Source organism: Brachyspira sp. SAP_772, assembly GCF_009755885.1.
GTDB lineage: Bacteria > Spirochaetota > Brachyspiria > Brachyspirales > Brachyspiraceae > Brachyspira.
Genome location: NZ_VYIX01000368.1, coordinates 1 through 524 on the forward strand (window position 1 = coordinate 1; position 524 = coordinate 524).

The window sequence follows — 524 nt, forward strand, 5'->3', positions numbered from 1 at the left end:
AAACTCATCCATTAAATTATATTGAGTATCTATATCATGAACATATAAGTTTTCATTAGCATGTGCCATTAAACTTCCATTTCTTCCGCCGTTATAATTAGCTCCATTATCTGAAACTACTACAAAGATAGTATTATCATAAACTCCGCGTTTTTTCATTTCTGAAATTACGCGTCCAATCTGTTCATCAGTATGCTCTAAAAATCCTGCATAAGTTTCCATATGTCTTGCTGCAACTGCTTTTTCTTTATCTGTTAAACTATCCCAAGCAGGTACATCTTCATTTCTTGGAGAAAATACTGCATCAGCAGGCATTATTCCCAATTCTTTTTGTCTTTCAAATATCTTTTCTCTCTCAACGTCCCAACCATGATCAAATTTACCTTTGTATTTGTCTATATATTTTTTAGCAACATTGAAAGGTCCATGCATAGCTCCAAATGCTACATAAGCAAAGAATGGCTCATTCTTAGATTCATCAATATATTCTAAAGTTTTATCAACTATATCTTGGCTTAAATGAT

General features: G+C 32.3%; 1 protein-coding gene. It reads right to left on the reverse strand.

Translation table 11 applies throughout. The features are described from left to right. A partial coding sequence (locus tag GQX97_RS14550; protein ID WP_157152381.1) for a sulfatase-like hydrolase/transferase occupies positions 1–524 on the reverse strand: 524 nt, incomplete at both ends.